Source organism: Pseudarthrobacter sp. 01T43 (assembly GCF_056398665.1).
In genome coordinates this window covers 92,358-107,110 of sequence record NZ_JBFTPV010000016.1, presented here as the reverse complement: position 1 = coordinate 107,110, position 14,753 = coordinate 92,358, and the positions used below count along the sequence as shown (strand labels likewise).

General features: G+C 65.1%; 14 protein-coding genes and 1 tRNA gene. 11 read left to right on the top strand and 4 right to left on the bottom strand.

The window, feature by feature from the left end; all coding sequences use genetic code 11:
- Positions 1-50: 50 nt before the first annotated feature.
- Both AC1DIM_RS14535 and AC1DIM_RS14530 read left to right on the top strand, forming a co-directional pair.
- On the top strand, positions 51-1,178 hold the full coding sequence (locus AC1DIM_RS14535) for an L-talarate/galactarate dehydratase (protein WP_477711201.1): 1,128 nt from the start codon (positions 51-53) through the stop codon (positions 1,176-1,178).
- Between the two features lie 10 nt (positions 1,179-1,188).
- A complete protein-coding gene (locus AC1DIM_RS14530; protein ID WP_477711200.1) occupies positions 1,189-1,893 on the top strand; it encodes a FadR/GntR family transcriptional regulator in 705 nt (234 codons plus the stop codon).
- Between the two features lie 113 nt (positions 1,894-2,006).
- Here AC1DIM_RS14530 and AC1DIM_RS14525 read toward each other — a convergent pair.
- Positions 2,007-2,089 (bottom strand) — tRNA-Leu (locus AC1DIM_RS14525).
- Between the two features lie 331 nt (positions 2,090-2,420).
- Here AC1DIM_RS14525 and AC1DIM_RS14520 point away from each other — a divergent pair.
- The 7 genes from AC1DIM_RS14520 to pknB are packed head-to-tail and all read left to right on the top strand — an operon-like array spanning position 2,421 to position 11,869.
- On the top strand, positions 2,421-3,164 hold the full coding sequence (locus tag AC1DIM_RS14520) for an FhaA domain-containing protein (RefSeq protein ID WP_477711199.1): 744 nt from the start codon (positions 2,421-2,423) through the stop codon (positions 3,162-3,164).
- A 5-nt stretch (positions 3,165-3,169) separates the two neighbouring features.
- Positions 3,170-3,652, top strand: a complete 483-nt coding sequence (locus AC1DIM_RS14515) for an FHA domain-containing protein FhaB/FipA (protein ID WP_477711219.1) — start codon at positions 3,170-3,172, stop codon at positions 3,650-3,652.
- A gap of 3 nt (positions 3,653-3,655) precedes the next feature.
- Complete coding sequence (locus tag AC1DIM_RS14510; RefSeq protein ID WP_477711198.1) at positions 3,656-5,308, top strand: PP2C family protein-serine/threonine phosphatase; 1,653 nt, start codon at positions 3,656-3,658, stop codon at positions 5,306-5,308.
- Positions 5,305-6,702 carry an FtsW/RodA/SpoVE family cell cycle protein gene (locus AC1DIM_RS14505; protein WP_477711197.1) on the top strand — a complete coding sequence of 466 codons (1,398 nt, stop codon included), beginning with the start codon at positions 5,305-5,307 and terminating at the stop codon, positions 6,700-6,702. Before AC1DIM_RS14510 ends, AC1DIM_RS14505 begins: the two co-directional genes overlap by 4 nt.
- Positions 6,699-8,156, top strand: a complete 1,458-nt coding sequence (locus tag AC1DIM_RS14500) for a peptidoglycan D,D-transpeptidase FtsI family protein (RefSeq protein WP_477711196.1) — start codon at positions 6,699-6,701, stop codon at positions 8,154-8,156. Before AC1DIM_RS14505 ends, AC1DIM_RS14500 begins: the two co-directional genes overlap by 4 nt.
- Positions 8,153-9,895, top strand: coding sequence for a protein kinase domain-containing protein (locus tag AC1DIM_RS14495; protein ID WP_477711195.1), 1,743 nt, complete (start codon positions 8,153-8,155; stop codon positions 9,893-9,895). Before AC1DIM_RS14500 ends, AC1DIM_RS14495 begins: the two co-directional genes overlap by 4 nt.
- 15 nt (positions 9,896-9,910) lie before the next feature.
- Positions 9,911-11,869: a Stk1 family PASTA domain-containing Ser/Thr kinase gene (pknB, locus tag AC1DIM_RS14490; protein ID WP_477711194.1), complete on the top strand. Its 1,959-nt coding sequence runs from the start codon at positions 9,911-9,913 to the stop codon at positions 11,867-11,869.
- An 83-nt stretch (positions 11,870-11,952) separates the two neighbouring features.
- Here the strand turns inward: pknB and AC1DIM_RS14485 are convergent, their stop codons facing one another.
- The 3 genes from AC1DIM_RS14485 to AC1DIM_RS14475 are packed head-to-tail and all read right to left on the bottom strand — an operon-like array spanning position 11,953 to position 13,570.
- Positions 11,953-12,594, bottom strand: a complete 642-nt coding sequence (locus tag AC1DIM_RS14485) for an aminodeoxychorismate/anthranilate synthase component II (RefSeq protein ID WP_477711193.1) — start codon at positions 12,592-12,594, stop codon at positions 11,953-11,955.
- Positions 12,591-12,737 carry a hypothetical protein gene (locus AC1DIM_RS14480; RefSeq protein WP_477711221.1) on the bottom strand — a complete coding sequence of 49 codons (147 nt, stop codon included), beginning with the start codon at positions 12,735-12,737 and terminating at the stop codon, positions 12,591-12,593. Before AC1DIM_RS14480 ends, AC1DIM_RS14485 begins: the two co-directional genes overlap by 4 nt.
- A gap of 26 nt (positions 12,738-12,763) precedes the next feature.
- Positions 12,764-13,570, bottom strand: coding sequence for a class E sortase (locus tag AC1DIM_RS14475; protein ID WP_477711192.1), 807 nt, complete (start codon positions 13,568-13,570; stop codon positions 12,764-12,766).
- A gap of 175 nt (positions 13,571-13,745) precedes the next feature.
- Between AC1DIM_RS14475 and AC1DIM_RS14470 the strand changes: the two genes are divergently transcribed.
- Both AC1DIM_RS14470 and AC1DIM_RS14465 read left to right on the top strand, forming a co-directional pair.
- The gene (locus tag AC1DIM_RS14470) at positions 13,746-14,000 is read left to right on the top strand and encodes a cell division protein CrgA (RefSeq protein ID WP_477711191.1); all 255 of its coding nucleotides are present in this window, start codon (positions 13,746-13,748) and stop codon (positions 13,998-14,000) included.
- A 19-nt stretch (positions 14,001-14,019) separates the two neighbouring features.
- Positions 14,020-14,640: a DNA-3-methyladenine glycosylase I gene (locus AC1DIM_RS14465; protein ID WP_477711190.1), complete on the top strand. Its 621-nt coding sequence runs from the start codon at positions 14,020-14,022 to the stop codon at positions 14,638-14,640.
- Positions 14,641-14,753 lie beyond the last annotated feature (113 nt).

Here is a 14,753-nt window from a genome sequence, read left to right as displayed (position 1 = left end):
ACTTATACTATAAGTAGAGGCAATGTTGCCCTTCCCTCTCTAGGAGCCCCATGAGTACCGTCGACTTCATCCGGCACGTCAAACTTTCCACCGCCCGGCTCCCGCTGGCCGTCCCCATCAGCGATGCCAAGGTGTTCACCGGCCGGCAGAAGCCCATGACTGAAGTGGTGTTCCTGTTCGCCGAAATCACCACCGAGCTTGGTCACAGCGGCATCGGCTTCAGCTACTCCAAGCGCGCCGGCGGCCCCGCCCAGTATGCCCACGCCAAAGAAGTGGCCGAGGGACTCATCGGTGAGGACCCCAACGACATCGGAAAGATCTATACCAAACTGCTGTGGGCGGGCGCCTCCGTTGGCCGTTCGGGCGTGGCCACCCAGGCCCTCGCCGCCATCGATATTGCCCTTTACGACCTCAAGGCCAAGCGGGCCGGCCTGTCACTGGCCAAGTTCCTCGGCGCCTACCGCGACTCCGTCCAGACCTACAACACCTCCGGCGGCTTCCTCAACGCCACCCTCGACGAGGTCAAGGCCCGCGCCACCATCCTCCTCGAAGAAGGCATCGGCGGCATCAAGATCAAGGTGGGCCTGCCGGACACTGCTGAGGACCTCCGCCGCGTAGCTGGCATCCGCGAACACATCGGCTGGGACGTCCCGCTGATGGTGGATGCCAACCAGCAGTGGGACCGCGCCACCGCCCTGCGCATGGGCCGCCAGCTGGAGCAGTTCAACCTCATCTGGATCGAAGAGCCGCTGGACGCCTACGACTTTGAAGGCCACGCCCACCTGGCCAACGTCCTGGACACCCCCATCGCCACCGGCGAAATGCTCGCTTCTGTGGCCGAACACAAGGGCCTCATCAACGCCAACGGCTGCGACATCATCCAGCCGGATGCACCGCGCGTCGGTGGCATCACCCAGTTCCTGCGCCTGGCAGCCCTGGCGGATGAACGTGGCCTGGGACTGGCTCCGCACTTTGCCATGGAAATCCACCTTCACCTCGCCGCGGCCTACCCGCGGGAGCCTTGGGTGGAGCACTTCGACTGGCTGGACCCGCTCTTCAACGAACGCCTCGAAACCAAGAATGGCCGGATGATCGTGCCGGACCGTCCGGGTCTGGGCGTGACCCTCAGTGACCAGGCCCGCGCCTGGACCACCGAGACCGTGGAGTTCGGCGCGTAATCTTGAACGCATGACCCGGAACCTGACCGCGGACCTCACCGCAGAGCTTCGCACCCGCATCGTGGACGGTGCCATCCAGCCCGGAGGTAAACTTCCGAGCGAAAACGCGCTGATGGGCGAATTTAGCGTCAGCCGCACCGTGGTGCGCTCCGCGCTGACCCGGCTCCAGGCCGAGGGCCTGGTGGAAACCGAACGCGGGCGGGGCAGCTTCGCGCTGACCCCGCCCGACGACGGCCACCAGCCGGTCCCGGGCAGCCGGCCCGTGGCCAGCGTGGAGGACCGCCTGCATCTGCTCGAATTCCGGATGGGGGTCGAGGCCGAGGCAGCCGCCCTGGCCGCCCGCAACCACTCAGACCGCCAGCTCAGGGCAGTCAACACCGCCCTGGAACAGTTCACCTCCAGTGCGGACCATCCCGGCCACGCGATGAAGGCCGACTTCGAGTTCCACCGCGCCATCGCGGCGGCCTCCGGCAACCCCTTTTACTCAGACTGCCTGGCCGCCCTGGGCCAGACGATGATCGCGATGCCGCGCACCCGGCTGATGACCGGCGTGGAGCACTACGCGCGGGACCACTTCGATCAGGTGGTGCACGAACACAAATCCATTGCTGCTGCCATCGCTGACGGGGATGAGAGCGCCGCAGCGGCTGCCATGCGCAGCCACCTCGCAAATTCCCGACGCCGGTTCAAGGCTTCTGTGCGCCCCTCGCCGTAGGGCTTCCGCTCGTTTCCGCCGTGCCAGCCACACCGGCCCACGGCTTGTGCCCAGCCACGGCGTTAAGCAAAAGAACCCCGGTCCGAAGACCGGGGTTCTTTGTGTTGATTGCGTGCGCGAGGGGGGATTTGAACCCCCACGCCCTTTCGGACACTGGCACCTGAAGCCAGCGCGTCTGCCGTTCCGCCACTCGCGCGCAACTTCTTTTCCTCGAATCACGGCGGGTTTCCCCGATCCGCAACCTTGTAAAAGCAGCGAGATCAAGCATAACGGACATCAGCGGCAAAACACTAATTGACGTCCGGAGGGCTTGAACGCCTGCCGCACAAACACAGCTCCTGACGCCGGAAACTGAACTTTTCCGGTGGCCCGGCCGTTGGGGATTAAGGTCATTCTCAGGCCTGCCCAGTAGTATCTGATGTAGTAGTGCCTGCCGCTGCATGGCGGAGCACCGCGTACTTACCTGCGCTGCTGGTTGAGTTCCGGAACGAATACTGCCCCGCAGCCGGGGGGAAAGGAGAAGGACCATGGGATTGCTGGACAAGGTYGAGCGTGGCATCGAAAAGGCCGTCCGMGGYGTCTTCTCCACCGGSTCGCGGGCCGAGGTGGAACCCGTTGAAATCGCCAGCCGCCTCCGCCGCGAACTGGACCACAAGTCGCTCGCTGTTTCGGCCGGCCGCACACTAGCCCCGAACGTATTTGACGTCCAGCTCAGTGAAAGCGACTTCACCAGGGCCCAGGAGTGGGGTACTCCGCTCGCTGAGGAACTGTGCGATGTTGTCATCAACCACGTCCGCAGCCAGGGCTACACATTGCAGGGGCCCGTCCGGATCTCGTTCCGCCGCGCGGAGGAACTGCGAGCCGGCGACTTCGAAATTGCCTCATCAACCGAGAAGTCCGCCGGCTCCCCCGGTGCCCCGGCGCCCAGGCCCAACCTCCCGGCAGCCCCCACCCGGCAGCCGGTCCGGCTCCAGCCCGTCCTGGACATTGACGGCCAGCGGTACTCCCTGAATGCCCCCTCCATCGTGTTGGGGCGCTCCTCAGAGGCTGACATCCTGGTTGATGACACAGGCGTCTCACGGCGTCACCTGGAGATCCGCACTGAAAGCGGCGTGACCAGCGCCGTGGATCTCGGCTCCACGAACGGCAGCTACGTCAACGGCCACAAAGTGGCGGGCAGCACCGAACTGACGGACGGCTCCACGATCACGATGGGACGGACAAAGATCATCTTCCGCCTGCTCCCCGCCAACACTGGTGGCCGCCCGTGAGTGACATGAGCGAACTGACCATTACCGCCCTGCGGTTTGGGTTCCTGATCCTGCTCTGGGTTCTCATCTTCAGCATCGTCTCGACCATGCGTCGCGATCTTATGGTGGGCCGGAAGGCCGCCGCGGGCACGCCCACGGCGCGGCAGGTGCGTAAGAATCCTGAGCTGGCCGAGGCTCCGCCGCAGCCGGTAAAACAGCAGGCCCACCAGCTCGTTGTTACCGAGGGACCGCTCAAAGGCACTACCGTCCCCCTGGCCGCCAGCCCCATTCTGTTGGGCCGCGCGCAGGAAGCCACGCTCGTGCTCGAAGACGACTATGCGTCGGGCCGCCACGCACGGTTATTTCCGCAGGGCAGCCGCTGGTTCATCGAGGACCTTGGCTCCACTAACGGCACTTATCTGGCAGACCAGCAACTTACCCGGGCCCTGCCCGTTGAGCTTGGCGTACCCGTGAGAATCGGCAAGACGGTCATCGAATTGAGGCCATAGCCAATGGCCGATGACACCCCCGCAGACGAGGCCAAGCCCGTACAGCGGCCCCTGATCATGCGCTACGCAGCACTCTCGGATGTGGGCCGCATCCGTGCCAAGAATGACGACTCCGCCTACGTAGGCCGGCATCTGGCTGTTGTTGCGGATGGCATGGGCGGCCACGCGGGCGGCGATGTCGCCTCGGCCGCCACCGTCCTGGACATGCTGCACCTGGACCACGGGGATTACGACGGCGATGCTGTCACCGTCCTTGCCGACGAAATCCAGACAGCCAATTCGCTGCTGTCCGAGCTGGTGCATATCAACCCCAAACTGGCCGGAATGGGCACCACCGTTACCTCGCTGCTGCTCGCCGAGGGCAAGCTCCACATCGCCCATATTGGCGATTCCCGTGCCTACCGCCTGCGTGACGGCGTGTTTGAGCAGGTCAGCGTGGACCACACCTTCGTCCAGCGGCTCATCGACGAGGGCCGGCTGCGGCCCGAGGAAGCCGAAACGCACCCCCACAAGAACGTCCTAATGCGCGTCCTTGGCGATGTGGACGCCAGCCCCGAACTGGATGTGGACACCATGGACGTCAAGCCCGGGGAGCGCTGGCTGCTCTGCTCGGACGGCCTCAACTACGTAGCCGGCCACGTCGTCGAGCGGACGGTCCGGGAGACAAAAGACCTCCGCGAGTGCGTTGAAACCTTGGTCAACCTGACGCTCGAAGCCGGCTCACCGGACAACGTCACCGTCGTTATGGTGGAAATCGTTGAGGAAACGCCCGACGACGTCAATACCGCCGCCGTCGACGTCGTTCCTCTGGCACGGGTCACCGACGCGGACGCCGCGGATACCAAGGTTGAAACCGCCGCAGCGGCGGATCCTGAGGGTGAAGCCCCGCCGGCCCCGAAGCCTGCAGCCGGGACACCGGACGCAGGTGACCAGGCCACTTCCACCGATCCGCACCTGGGTGAGCACCTGTCAGCTGAGGTGCTTCGCCAGGAGCTATCCTCGCGGCCACACGAACTGGTCGGCGCTGCGGCCACCGCCGCAGAGTCCGGCTCCATTCCCTCCATCGCGGGCCGTACTGTTGCCAGGCGCGCGGCCACCGTTCTCACGCATAAGGCCGACGCCCCGGCGAACGAAGAAGACGAGATCCTGGAGCCAACCAAGCCGCGGCGCTGGGTCACTTGGTCCATCGCCGCCTTTGTGCTGCTGGTGCTGACCGTGGGGCTCTGGCTCGGCTATGCCTGGACCCAGACCCGATACTACATCGGAGAGTTCGATTCGCGTGTTGCCATCTACAACGGGGTTTCGCAGCGGCTCGGGCCCATTCAACTTTCAACCCTCGAGGCCGTGACAGAGATCCGGATGGACTCCTTGCCCCAGTTCTCCCAGCAGCGCGTGCGCCAGACAGTTCCGGCGCGTGACCTTTACGACGCACAGCGGATCGTCAAGAATCTCGAGGGCACCGGAACCATTGCGCCCGCCGAGTGCCTGACCGCATCGCCCACGGCATCGCCCACGGCAACCGCCACACCGACGCCGCCCGCTGATGGCTCGACGCCTACCCCCCCGGCCCCGTCGCCGGGTGCTTCCAACCCGGCAGCGGCTCCAGTCCCCACCGTGTCGCCCAGCCAGGCCGTCAACTGCGAGGGGGTCCGATGAGCCAGCTCAGCACCATACCCAAGCCCCGGCGCAACGTGGAACTGCTACTCCTCCTCCTTGCCCTTGCTGTCGGCATCGGCGCCAACATGCTGGTGGGCGTGGATAAGCAAAAAGCGTTCGACGCAGATTTCTGGTTCCAGTCCAGTCTCCTGGCGGGGGCCGCACTGGTATTCCACGTAGTCCTGCGCATCCGGGCGAAATATGCCGATCCGGTCATACTTCCGCTCGTGGTCGCCCTGAACGGCCTCGGACTGGCCATGATTCACCGCCTCGATGCCCCTGGCGAAGACACCGGCAACAACCAGCTGCGTTGGACGCTCATCGCCATGGCCGTTGCCGTCGCCGTGATCTGGTTTCTCAAAGACCACCGAAACCTGCGCCGCTTCACGTACATCTCCCTTGTCGTCAGCGCACTCCTGCTGATCCTTCCCCTTGTGCCGGGCATTTCCGCGGGCGAAATCCTGGGCGCACGCGTCTGGATCCGGGTGGGCCCGATGACGTTCCAGCCCGGTGAGCTTGCAAAGGTCACCCTGGCCATATTCTTCGCCGGGTATCTTTCCTCCAACCGGGACCTGATTCTGCTGGCCGGCCGCAAGATCGGCCCCCTGCAGTTCCCCCGCTTCAAGGACATGGGACCCATGATCACTGCCTGGCTGGTGAGCATCGGCGTGCTGATCTTCCAGCGTGACCTGGGCTCCTCAGTCCTCTTCTTTGGCTTGTTCATTGTCATGATCTACGTGGCCACCAGCCGCATCAGCTGGGTGGTGATTGGCGTTGCCCTGCTGCTTGGCGGCGGCTTTGTCGCGGCCCAGGTCTTCTCACACGTCGCACTCCGGATCGACGGTTGGGTGAACGCCTTCACGGATGAGGTGTACGGACGCCAGTTCGGCAGCAGCTACCAGATCGTGGAAGGCCTGTTCGGTATGGCCAGCGGCGGCCTGGTTGGAACGGGACTGGGCCAGGGCAGGCCCAACCTCGTCCCCTTCGCGAACAGCGACATGATTATTGCATCGCTCGGCGAGGAACTCGGGCTGATCGGGCTCTTCGCCGTCGTCATGATGTACCTGCTGCTTTTCACCCGCGGATTCCGGGCCGCCCTGGGCACCCGGGACGCGTTCGGAAAGCTGTTGGCCTGCGGGTTGTCCTTCGCGGTGGCGCTGCAGTGTTTCGTGGTCATCGGCGGTGTCACGCGGCTGATTCCGTTGACCGGACTCACCACACCCTTCCTGGCTGCCGGCGGTTCCTCGCTCCTTGCCAACTGGATCATCGTGGGCCTGTTGCTGATGATTTCGGATGCTGCCCGCGGCCCGGTCGATACGACGCCCCTGCCGCCGGGTGACGAAACAAAAGCCGAAGCAAGCAAAAAACCAAACGAGGCGGTGAAACCCCTGTGAACCAGGCCATCAGGAACTCATGGGTCGCGGCAATCGCCTTGTTCGCGCTGCTGTTCGGCGCCATTAGCTACGTCCAGGTGGTGGGTGCTGACGATCTGAAAGCCAACGCCTGGAACAACCGCGCCATCCTGCAGGACTACTGCAACGACCGCGGCGCCATCATTGTCGGCGGCAACCCCGTGGCCGAATCCGTTCCAGGGTCCGAACAGTGCGGATTCCAGCGGACCTACCCCCAGGCGCAGCTCTACGCCGGCCTCACGGGTTACTTCTCGCAGAACTACGGCGCCACCGGGCTGGAGCAGGCCATGCGCGAGCAACTTGCCGGCAGCTCTGACCAGCAATTCCTGGACCGCATCGGCCAGCTCTTCCTCGGCAACCAACCGAAGGGCGCCTCCGTTGAGCTCACTGTGGATCCAGCCATCCAGAAACTCGCGTACGACCTGATCCCGGACGGCCAGCGCGGGTCCATCGTGGTCACCAACCCCAAGACGGGCGCCATCCTCGCCATGGCCTCCAAGCCGTCTTACGATCCCAACCTCATCGCCACGCAGGACCCCACGGCGGAAGCAGCCAACATCAATGAGCTGCTCAAGGTTCCCGGAATCAACCTGAACCAGAACGTCAGCGGTCCCACGGGCGAGCTGCTCGCGCCCGGCTCCGTATTTAAGCTGGTCACCACCGCCGCGGCCCTGAACTCCGGAAAATACAACAAGGACAGCGAACTGCCCAACCCGGCGCAGCTGCCCTTCCCCGGAATCGCCTACACGCTGCCCAACTACGCCGGCGGCAACTGCTACACCCGGGACACCGCCAGCTTTGCCTTCGCCCTGCAGCAGTCCTGCAATACGCCGTTCGCCAGCATTGCCATCGATCTGGGCCGGGATGCCATCGCAGAACAGGCAACGAAGTTCGGCTTCGGCCAGGACCTGGGAGATCAGCTGAAGCTCGCGTATGCCAAGGGCAACGGCTTCCCGGATAACCTGGACGCACCCGGACTGGCCCAATCGGTAATCGGCCAGAAGGACGTCCGGGTCACACCGCTGCAGATAGCCATGATGACCGCGGCCATCGCCAACAACGGCGTCCAGATGAAACCCAGCCTGGTCAAGACGTTGCGGTCCCCGGATCTGAGGGTCATTGACGAGCCCAAGCCGGAAGCGCTCCGCACGTCCACCAGTCCGGAAATCGCCAAGCAGATCACGGAATGGATGGCCAGCGCGGTGAGCCAGGGCATAGCCGGCGGCGCGGCCGTCCCCGGGGTCCAGGTTGCAGGCAAGACCGGTACCGCCGAGCTGGGCAACGGGCTGAACAACTCCTGGTTCACCGGGTTTGCCCCGGCGAACAACCCGCAGGTGAGTGTCACCATCGCCATGGAAGGCGTGGACATCTACACCGGCGCAAAGCTAACCAGTCCGAACGCGAAGAAGATTTTTGAGGCGGTGTTGAATAAGTGAGGCCATCAACGGGAATCACCCTCGGCGGCAGATTCCAGCTGACCACGCGGATCGCGATCGGCGGGATGGGAGAGGTCTGGAAGGCCAAAGACCTCGTCCTGGGCCGCATCGTCGCCATCAAGGTGCTGAAAGAGGAGTACACCGGCGATCCCGGCTTCCTCCAGCGCTTCCGCGCCGAGGCACGGCACACTGCGCTGCTGAACCACGTGGGCATCGCCAACGTCTTTGACTACGGCGAAGAGGAAGGCTCGGCCTACCTTGTTATGGAACTCGTGCCGGGCCAGCCGCTGAGCAGCATCATCGAACACGAACAGGTGCTGTCCCCGGACCGCACGCTGTCCATGATCGCCCAGACCGCCCGGGCCCTGTCCGTGGCCCACGCCCAGGGCCTGGTGCACCGCGACGTCAAGCCCGGCAACCTGCTGATCACCCCGGACGGCCGCGTCAAGGTCACGGACTTCGGCATCGCCCGCCTGGCTGACCAGGTTCCGCTGACGCAGACGGGCCAGGTGATGGGCACCGCCCAGTACCTCGCGCCTGAGCAGGCCACCGGCCAGGTGGCCACCGGCGCTTCGGACATCTACGCCCTCGGCGTGATCGGCTACGAGTGCCTTACCGGGCACCGGCCGTTCTCCGGCGAGTCGCAGATCGCGATCGCCTTGGCCCAGGTCAACGACGCCCMGCCGCCGCTGCCTGAATCCCTGCCCAAGCCGGTCCGTGCCCTCCTGATGTCCATGCTGGCCAAGGACCCCAAGAACCGTCCGGCCAACGCCATCAAGCTGTCCGACGCCGCCGAAGCCATCCGGAACGGTGATATCAGCGCCGCACACGCCGCGGTTCCCGGCATGCTGCTGTTCGAAGCGGCCACAGGCCCCATTACGGCGCCGGTGGACATTGCCACGGCACCCACGGGTGTCATCAGCCAGAAGGACAGCAGTACGACGTCGACTTCCGCCCTTCCGGTGCTCGGCGCCGCTGCTGCAGGAGCTGCCGCCGGTGCCGCCGCCGCGGACGCATCCGGCGGGGGGGCTGCCGACGCCGCAGCCGAGGCTCCGGCCACCAGCGCCATGACCGGAGCCGGGAGTACGCTGGCGCGCGCGGACGCCCTGGCTGCGGAGCGGAGCTGGGTCCACGAAGAAGATACGTACGACGACGAGCCCGCCGATGAGCCCGACCGCCGGGGCCGCAGCCCCTGGACCTGGCCGCTGATCGCCCTGATCGTGCTGGTGCTGTTCGCGCTGGTTGGGTTTTTCCTCACCCAGCAGGGAATTTTTTCCCCGGCCAAGGACACCACCACCACCACCTCTTCGTCCAGCAGCCCGCCGTCCACGAGCGCGAGCCCCACGAGGACATCGCAGTCCGCGACGCCCACGCCCACGCAGCCCAGTGCCACGCCAACTCCCACCATCGAGACGGTGGACATCGTAGCCGTTGGCTTCCTTGGCAAGGATTACCAAACCGTCAGGTCGGAACTGGAAAGGATGGGGCTATCCGTGACAGGCCTCCAGCAGCAGAGCACCGAAACGCCGGGCAAGGTCCTCGACCTCGACCCCACGGGGACGGTCCCCAAGGGAACATTGGTGACCGTTACGTATGCCGTGGCACCGCCGGCACCCACCCCGACGCAGACCACTGCGGCACCACGTCCTACAGTTGCCCAGTCGACGCCGGCAGCCTCCGCCCTGTCCACCTGCAATCCCGGCCAGGTGCCGGGAGTGCCTCCTACCTGCGCCCCGTAGCCGCCAGGAACACACGTGAACGACTCGCCCCGCACCCCGCTGCACCGTGAGGATAACCTCCCGGTGGATAACCAGCGTGTCCTGAGTGGACGCTACGAACTCGGCGGACTCATCGGCCGTGGGGGAATGGCGGACGTCCACCGCGGGCTGGATACCCGGCTTGGCCGCACGGTTGCCGTGAAGCTGCTCCGCCCGGATATGGCCCGGGATCCGCAATTCCGGGCCCGGTTCAAGCGCGAGGCACAGTCCGTGGCGGCCCTGAACCACCCGTCCATCGTCGCCATCTACGACACGGGTGAACACACCGTTGAGGACGGTTCCGAGGACAGCGTCCGGGTGCCCTACATCGTGATGGAGTTTGTGGAGGGCAAGACGCTCCGCGACCTCATCCGGGCCAAGGAAGTCAGCATCGACGAGGCCATCGAGTTCTGCCTCGGTGTCCTCGCGGCGCTCGAGTACAGCCATAAGGCAGGTATCGTCCACCGCGACATCAAGCCAGCCAACGTGATGTACTGCGAAGGATCCAATTCCGTCAAGGTCATGGACTTCGGGATTGCCCGCGCCATGGCTGATTCCGCGGCCACCATGACCCAGACCCAGGCCGTGGTGGGTACCGCCCAGTACCTCTCGCCTGAACAGGCCCGCGGCGAAACCGTTGACGCGCGCAGCGACCTCTATTCCGCGGCCTGCCTGCTGTACGAAATGCTCACCGGCCGTCCCCCCTTCATTGGTGACAGCCCGGTGTCGGTGGCTTACCAGCACGTCCGCGAGATCCCCGAGCCAGCCAGCAGCCTGAACCCCGACGTGTCGCCGGCCCTGGACAGCGTCCTGGCCAAAGCCCTGCAGAAGAACCGTGATGATCGCTTCCAGGATGCCGCGGCGTTCCGTCGCGCACTGCGCGCGGCCCGGGCAGGGGTTCCCGTCGCCGCGCTCCCGGCTTCCGAGGCCCCCACCGATCCCAACGACCACGTCCCCACGCCGGCGCGCACACCTGCCACCGAGGCATTTGCCGTCACCGGCGCCGGTCTCCCGGACGACGCCCCCACCGGGCGGTTTGAATTCTCGGACATGGACGACGCCGGGACAACAGTTCCCGTACAAACGTCCGCGTTGGATGAGCGGCGGGACGCGGACGAACTTCCTTTGGGCCTCCCGCCGGAACGCGAGCGAACCGCGCGGCAAAAGTCCCGCCGTCGTACCTGGATCGCCACGCTGATAATATTCACTCTGCTGATCCTGGCTGGCGGCGGCCTGTGGCTGTTCCAAATGATGAACCAGCCTCCTCCGGTGCCACCCAAGGTGGAAGTACCTGCCGTCGCGTCAATGACGGAGTCGACGGCACTGCAGGAACTCTTCGGCGCCAAACTCCGCCCGAAGAGCCAACGCATCAAAAACGACACCATCCCTGCAGGCACAGCGATTGGCACGGATCCGGCGGCCGGAACGTCGCTGGCTCCCAATAGTGAAGTGATTCTGAATATCTCTGACGGTCCCGCGTCTGTGAAGGTCCCGGACAACCTGCCGGGCCAGACAGAGGCCGCGGCCCGCGATATCCTGCGGCAGACCGGGTTGGTCGGGGCCCCGTCCACCACCACGGCCAACAGTTCCACGGTTCCGGGCGGACGGGTAATCACCACAAGCCCCGCACCGGGCCAGACGGTGGGAGTGGGCAGCACGGTGGAAATTGTCATTTCCACCGGCAAGGTAGCGATGCCGGAACTGCGTGGCCGTACCCGTGCTGAGGCGGAAACGGCGCTGCAGGAGCTGGGCCTAATACCCAACGTCCAGGAAGCGGAGAACTCGCAGGTGGAGGCCGGCCGGGTGACGGACCAGAGCGAACCCGTGAACGCCACCGTTGATCAGGGCAAGACCATCAACGTGGTGGTGGCCAAGGCTCCTGCACCGCCGCCCACACCGTCGCCCTCGCCCACGCCGACACCAACCCCCAGCCCCACCCGCACGGGTCGGGGCTGACCCTCCCCACCCGCACCCTAACCTCGCAAGCTCGGCCAGGGGGCCCGGCGGGCGTGGGCCCACATGGCTCGTGGCTGGACCTGTCAGTGCTGGATAAGCGGGCTCAGCGTGGAAGCACGGGCGGCCGCGCCAATCATGCCCAGCGATTCAAGCCAATTGCCCAACATCTGATAGCCGCCTTCGGTCAGGACGGACTCCGGATGGAACTGAACCCCGCAGAGCGGAGCCGTGCGGTGCTGCAGGCCCATGATCACGCCGGAGGCAGTTTCGGCGGTGATCTCCAGGACGTCCGGGATGGTTTCACGCACTGCTGCGAGCGAGTGGTAACGCGTCGCCGTCACGGGGGAGGGGAGTCCTGCGAACACACTTGTGCCGTTGTGCTCCACGAGGGACGTCTTGCCGTGCATCAGTTCCGGTGCGTGCGTCACCGTGCCGCCGTAGGCCTCTGCCAGTGCCTGATGGCCCAGGCAGACGCCGAACATAGGTTTATTGTTCGCGCCGCACCATTTGATCAGTTCGACGCATACGCCTGCTTCGGCGGGGTTGCCCGGGCCCGGCGAGATGAGGACGCCGTCGCGGGTTTCTGCCATCTCGATAGCCTCGGCGAGGGTCACGTCGTCGTTGCGGACAACAGTGGTTTGGGCGCCAAGTTCCTGGAGGTAGCCCACCAGGGTGTAAACGAAGCTGTCGTAGTTATCTACGACCAGGATTTTGGTTGTGGTCATGGCTGGCTTGCTGTACCAATCGTTGAGTCGGTGAACTGGGTAAGACCGGACATCCAGGGGAAAAGGAACTGGACCATCAGGACCAGGGCGCCGGCGATGAGCACCAGCGACGTGAAGATGCGCAGCCAGAGGGGTCCCGGCATATGTCGGAAAATCCAGCCGTACATGCTCAGCGACCTCCCACCGCTGCCGCCACCTGGGCCGCGATTTCGGCCGGTGGACCGGCCGAAGCGGGGCGCCAGCTGTCCAGCAGGGCGTAGGCGATGATGCGTTCCTCGGCGCCGAAGCGCGGGTTGCAGCTGGTCATGGTGAGGTAGCTTTCGGTGGGAGTGACGCCCGGGCGCGTGGGCACGGGTTCCAGGACGTCAGTGCGGGACGGCAGCACGATCTGATTGTTCCGGAAGACGTAGACGTAGTAGCCGTCCTTGGTCTGGACATAGATCTTGTCGCCGGGAACCAACGTGTGGATGTTGTCCAGGACGGCCCCGTGGGTCTGCCGGTGGCCGGCTACCGCGAAGTTGCCCACCGCGCCGGGCATGGCCGTATTGGCGTAGTGGCCCAGTCCAAGCGTATCCAGGACATCGCCGGAGGTTCCCTGCACGATAGGCCGGGTGTAGTTGTTGCCGAACCGGGGAATGTACATGATGCCGATGGTGCCCGCATGGCCGGGGGCTGTGCCGACCACCGGGTCACCGTAGTCCACCGGCCCCGCTGGCACTGCCGGATCCGCGCCGGACGGATCTGCTGGTGCCGTGTTGCCCAGTTCCTGGGCGAATTCCTTGATGACGACGCTTTGCCTGGCATCTGACTCCACGTTGGTCCACCACAGTTGCCAGCCCACAAAGAGCAACAGCACGATCCCGGCGGTGATGAGCAGTTCGCCCAGTACCAGCACGGATCCACGCAGGATGCCGCGGCCGGGCCGCACCCGGGCTGGCCGCACGGCGGCGCGCCTCGCCCTCTCCTGCACTACCACGCGTTCTCCTCCGGGGCGGCCGCGCCGGGCATTAGTGCGCCCTGAACTGCGGCTAGAATTGACTGCTAGTAAGAATCCAGATTTGACCAAGATCGCGCAGACCGCTGGCAACTTCCTTCTTGCAGGATATCAAGCCCGCGGCGCCGAGCTTGCTCCAGCCCGCCAAGGAGAGCACGTGCCCGAGTCAAAGCCACGCCGGAAGACGTCCAGCGGAGGCCAGTCCGCTTCCGCGACGAAGGCGTCCCAGCCCAATGCAGTCTGGTTCAAGCCCGTCATGTTCGGCCTGATGATCATCGGGCTGCTGTGGATCATCACCTTCTACATCAGTGAAGGCCGCTTCCCGGTTCAGGCCTGGGAGTCATGGAACATCGTGGCCGGTTTCGGCATCGCCATCATCGGCTTCCTGATGACCACGCGCTGGCGCTCCTGACGCCGGCCGCAGTTACAGCATGACCCCCGCTGCCGCCGGTGCCCGTGGCGACGGCACCATCCTTGGCGACGACGGCCTTGCCCGTCCGCCGTGGGCTGCCGTCGATCCACTCTTGCGTGAATACTACGACGCTGAGTGGGGCCTTCCGGTCCGGGACGAACAGGGACTTTACGAGCGCATCAGCCTGGAGGGCTTCCAGGCCGGCCTGTCCTGGGCCACCATCCTCCGCAAGCGTCCGGCCTTCCGAAGCGCTTTCCACGGCTTTCATCCGGACACGGTTGCCGCCTTCACCGAGGCGGACGTCGAACGTCTCCTGCAGGATGCCGGCATTGTCCGCAATCGGCTCAAGATCAGGGCGGCCATCACCAATGCCCGGGCCACTGTCTCACTCAGGGAGCGGGAAGGCCTGGTTGACTTCGTCTGGCAGTTCCAGCCGGCCACAACGCCCCGGCCAGCCAGCCATGCGGACATCCCCACACAGTCGCCGGAGTCGGTGGCGCTGTCCAAGGCCCTGCGCAAACAGGGGTTCTCGTTTGTTGGGCCCACCACTATGTTCGCTCTCATGGAGGCCATCGGCATGGTGGACACCCACCTGATGGCCAGCCACCGGCGCGGTTCCTCCGGCGTCTGGCCCGCCTGATTCCGGGCTCGCGCCACAAGAAGTTCTCCCCAACTGTTGGGAAAGTTATCCACAATGTGCATAACTCTGGCCACAGCGGCAATCTCACTTTTTGGCGCAGGCCCTGACGCAGG

Excerpts from the sequence above, each read along its gene's own strand:
- AC1DIM_RS14515 (WP_477711219.1), top strand. The coding sequence starts at position 3,170 with ATGAGCGAACTGACCATTACCGCCCTGCGGTTTGGGTTCCTGATCCTG.
- AC1DIM_RS14485 (WP_477711193.1), bottom strand. The coding sequence starts at position 12,594 with ATGACCACAACCAAAATCCTGGTCGTAGATAACTACGACAGCTTCGTT.
- AC1DIM_RS14465 (WP_477711190.1), top strand. The coding sequence starts at position 14,020 with ATGACCCCCGCTGCCGCCGGTGCCCGTGGCGACGGCACCATCCTTGGC.
- AC1DIM_RS14535 (WP_477711201.1), top strand. The coding sequence starts at position 51 with ATGAGTACCGTCGACTTCATCCGGCACGTCAAACTTTCCACCGCCCGG.
- AC1DIM_RS14530 (WP_477711200.1), top strand. The coding sequence starts at position 1,189 with ATGACCCGGAACCTGACCGCGGACCTCACCGCAGAGCTTCGCACCCGC.
- AC1DIM_RS14510 (WP_477711198.1), top strand. The coding sequence starts at position 3,656 with ATGGCCGATGACACCCCCGCAGACGAGGCCAAGCCCGTACAGCGGCCC.
- AC1DIM_RS14480 (WP_477711221.1), bottom strand. The coding sequence starts at position 12,737 with ATGCCGGGACCCCTCTGGCTGCGCATCTTCACGTCGCTGGTGCTCATC.
- AC1DIM_RS14505 (WP_477711197.1), top strand. The coding sequence starts at position 5,305 with ATGAGCCAGCTCAGCACCATACCCAAGCCCCGGCGCAACGTGGAACTG.